The 3788-nt window shown below is 53.8% G+C and carries 4 protein-coding genes; 2 read left to right on the top strand and 2 right to left on the bottom strand.

Annotated features, from left to right (window positions below):
• Positions 1-98: 98 nt before the first annotated feature.
• Together LPA02S_RS11070 and LPA02S_RS11065 are read right to left on the bottom strand one after the other, a co-directional pair.
• Positions 99-1499 (bottom strand): APC family permease, encoded by a 1401-nt coding sequence (locus tag LPA02S_RS11070; RefSeq protein ID WP_056956414.1) that lies wholly within the window; start codon positions 1497-1499, stop codon positions 99-101.
• Between the two features lie 185 nt (positions 1500-1684).
• Positions 1685-2335: a lysophospholipid acyltransferase family protein gene (locus tag LPA02S_RS11065; protein WP_054649786.1), complete on the bottom strand. Its 651-nt coding sequence runs from the start codon at positions 2333-2335 to the stop codon at positions 1685-1687.
• A gap of 103 nt (positions 2336-2438) precedes the next feature.
• Between LPA02S_RS11065 and LPA02S_RS11060 the strand changes: the two genes are divergently transcribed.
• Together LPA02S_RS11060 and LPA02S_RS11055 are read left to right on the top strand one after the other, a co-directional pair.
• Entirely contained in the window at positions 2439-3176 is a 738-nt protein-coding gene (locus LPA02S_RS11060) for a tRNA1(Val) (adenine(37)-N6)-methyltransferase (RefSeq protein WP_054649788.1), read from the top strand.
• The gene (locus LPA02S_RS11055) at positions 3169-3468 is read left to right on the top strand and encodes a GIY-YIG nuclease family protein (protein ID WP_056956413.1); all 300 of its coding nucleotides are present in this window, start codon (positions 3169-3171) and stop codon (positions 3466-3468) included. Before LPA02S_RS11060 ends, LPA02S_RS11055 begins: the two co-directional genes overlap by 8 nt.
• Positions 3469-3788 lie beyond the last annotated feature (320 nt).

Raw genomic sequence — 3788 nt, 5'->3', positions numbered from 1 at the left:
AATCCAAGTGCGGGATTCTCGCCCGGTCTTACTTATACTCTGGTTTCTAACCGCGGGGCTGCGCTCTCTGCTTTCTAAACGGCCTGCTGCGCTCTCTCCTAAGATTGCTTTGGCTGCTTGGCCGTTGAATGGCCGTGACGATAACCGTAAGTGAAGTAGATGATGAGCCCAACAGCAAACCACACGCCGCTCATTAACCACGTTTCTTTGCTCAACTGACTCATAAACACGAGGCAGAAGATGAACGACAGGATCGGGACCACGGGGTAGCCGGGAACCCGGAAACCTGAATTGTTAATGTCTTCATGCCGACGAAGCGGAATAATGCCGATGGAGACAAAGGCAAAGGCAATGAGCGTACCAATGTTAACCAGGTTAACTAGCTGATTGAGGGGAATCAAGCCGCCCATGACGGCGACAATGATGGTGACCACCCAGAGAGAATTATTTGGCAACTGGTGCCGCACGTGACCGAACCACTTTGGCAACAGCCCGTCACGCCCGATAGCGTAGACCAGGCGGCTGGAGCTGTAGACCATCGTGAGCATCATGGTAAACATCCCGGCCATGGCCCCAATCGCAATGATACCCGCGAGTTGTGGTTGGTGAACCACCTGTAGGGCAAAGGAAACGGGGTTGGCCACGTCCAGGCGGGTGTACTTCACCATCCCGGTGAGGACAACCGCTACGGCGACGTAGAGGATGGTGGCAATAATGAGCGTGCCAATGATTCCGCGTGGTAGTGTTCGCTGCGGCTTTTTAACCTCCGGCGCACTGGCTGATACGGCGTCAAAACCGAGGTAAGCAAAGAAGACGGTTGATGCCCCACCCAGGATCCCTTTGAACCCAAATGGCATGTACGGGTGCCAGTTAATGGGTTTAATGAAGAAAACACCCACACCGACAAACAGAATAATGATGGCTATTTTGATGAGTACCATGGTCCGCGAGACCACCATGGATGTGCGCATTCCGCGACTGAGCATCGCGCCGACCAGCAGCACGACCAGTACGGCAACCAGGTTGATGTAGGTGCCGTGGCCGGGATCAAAGGAGCCGCTGATTGCGCGCGGCAGGTGCACACCAAAGCCTGATAGGAGGCTGCTGAAGTAGCCCGCAAAGCCGGTGGAGACCGACGCTACGGCTAACATGTATTCCAGGATCAGTGCCCAACCAATGATCCAGCCAATGATTTGGCCAAAAACGATGTTGCCGTACGCGTACGCCGAACCCGCAACGGGTAGGGCGGACGAGAACTCGGCGTAACACATCGCGGCCAAGCTACAAACCACCGCCGCCAAGATGAAGGAAATGGCGATCCCCGGACCGGCCGTAGTGGCGGCCACGGTGCCGGGCAGGATGAAAATACCCGTACCGATGACCGCGCCAATTCCCAGCGCGATGAGGTCACGGGTGGTCATGGTGAGAGCAAGTTGGTGATCCGCCAGCACGGCCGTTTGTACGTCCTGCTTGCGAAAAATTTTGGACCAGAAAGACATTGTGGGCCTCCAAGCTAATGAATAAGTATCGTGGTGTCGTAATTAAGCGACGACAATCGCGTTTAATTATAGCACGGGGTAGGAAAGCTGACCGTTCAATGTGGGATAAACGTACCGCCATATAAGAAAAGCCAAAAAAGTCACCATCAACAAAGCTAGCGATGGTGACTCCCAATATTGGTATTTTAAACCTGACCGTGTTCTTTTTCTTCTTCGTACTTTTTATCGTTCGCAACGTACTTGAAGTTAGGATTAATTTCGACGTCGAGTTGGTCAAAAGCGTCCTGCATCTGCTCGCCTAGTGCTTTCTGGGTTTCGTCGGTCAATTTGCCGGCCGGAATCTCAATGGGGGCGCCAAAGCGGATGGTAATTCGTTTACGCAGCAATAAGTCCCTAAAGCGAACGGGTCCTTGGTAAACGGCCGGCACTAACGGCACCCGGGCCATCTTTGCAATGAGGACCGCACCACCCTTCAGCTCGTTGGAGTATCGTGAACCGCTCGGGAACATAATTAGGGACAAATTGCCCTGGCGGAGTTTCTTCACGGGTGTCTTGATGGCGCTCGGGCCAGGATGGGCGCGATTCACAGGGAACCCATTGGCATGGACTAGAATCCAGCGTAAAATCGGATTATGAAATAATTCTTCCTTAGCCATAAACATAAACTTACGCGGTGCGCCGGCGAGGGCAAAGAGGATGGGGTCCCACCAAGTGCGGTGTGGGCCAACTAACACGTACGCCCCATCGGGTAACGCGTCTTTATTTTCATAATGGGTATTACCATTAAGGAGCCATATCAGTGCGCGGACGATGCCGCGGGCGATGGAATAAAACACGGGAAACGCCTCATTTCTACGTCAATTCAGGCGCAAAGGCCTTGTTAAGAATTATTATATCATTGATGATTGAGTCTGTAGGCATGGGTGACAGGAGTAAACGATGGATTTAGCAGCAAATGAACGGATTGATGAGTTACGCCGGGATGGGACCAAGATTATTCAGAGTCCTGACGTCTTTGCATTCTCGTTAGACGCAGTGTTGTTGGCCGATTTTGCACGCGTGCGGCGCCAGGATCAAGTGGTGGACCTCGCGGCGGGTAATGGCGCAGTGGGATTGTTTGTCGCGGGACGGGTCCCTGGGGTACACGTGACGATGGTGGAGTTGCAACCGCAGTTGGCGGCCATGGCCCGGCGCAGCGTGGCGCTCAACCACTTTGACGACCGCGTCCGTGTAGTTGAAGGGGACCTGGCAAAGACTTGGGACCACGTGGCAAAGGACTCAGTCGACGTGGTGATGTGTAATCCGCCGTACTTCAAGGTTCAGCCCGGGAGTGTTCAGAACCCCAATACGGCGCTGGCGTTGGCACGTCACGAACTGACCACTGATTTTGCGACTGTTGCTCGCATTACGGCCGGTTTGTTGAAAACTGGTGGTAAGGCCTTCTTTGTCCACCGGCCCGACCGCCTGGTGGAATTGCTATCGACGTTAGCGGACGCGGACCTCGCGCCGAAGCGGATTCGCTTTGTGCACCCCAAAGCCGGTAAGGAAGCCAATATGGTGTTGATTGAAGCAATTCGCACCGGTCGCCCGGATGGTGTACGGATTATGCCACCGTTCGTGGTCTACGGTGAAGACGGTCAATACACTCCCGAAATGGCGGCGATTTTCAATGACTGAGGAACCAGCCAAATACTTTTTTTACGTGGTGCAGTGTGCAGATAACACTTTTTATGGTGGTTACTCGACGGACGTGGCTGCCCGGGTGGCGACCCACAACGCGGGCAAAGGTGCAAAGTACACCAAGCGGCGTTTACCCGTTGAACTCGTGTACAGCGAGGGATTTGCTAGCCAACATGACGCTCTATCCGCGGAGTGGCACTTTAAGCACCAGCCCCGAGCGGACAAAGAACGGTTTTTACGGGCGCACGGTGCGCATTGGCGGCGCGGGGCAGTGATACAGCAGCATTGATTATTCGTTGCTAGTGGCTGGGCGTACTAGAGCAGCGAAAACAACTATCTAGGGTTTACCAATGATCTTCAACTCACGGAAAGATTTAACATTCTATTCGACGTAATTTTCACGAGCTCGCATTTGTCGTGTAAAGACCATTGTACTTTTTCAATGGTAACGTATGCCGTCATCAATCTATCGGGAACCCGTGGGTGGACCTTGGTAACGGAGGTGCTGCGCTCGGAGACATAATTGACACAATATCGGGAGGCCGCGTCGGTCGGGCCGGTGGGCGGAGGCGTGTGGGGTCGGAATGGTAACCACCGCCAGGGTGTAAT

It is taken from the genome of Lacticaseibacillus pantheris DSM 15945 = JCM 12539 = NBRC 106106, from assembly GCF_001591865.1.
Classification (GTDB): Bacteria; Bacillota; Bacilli; order Lactobacillales; family Lactobacillaceae; genus Lacticaseibacillus; species Lacticaseibacillus pantheris.
This window is presented reverse-complemented; position numbering and strand designations above follow the sequence as displayed.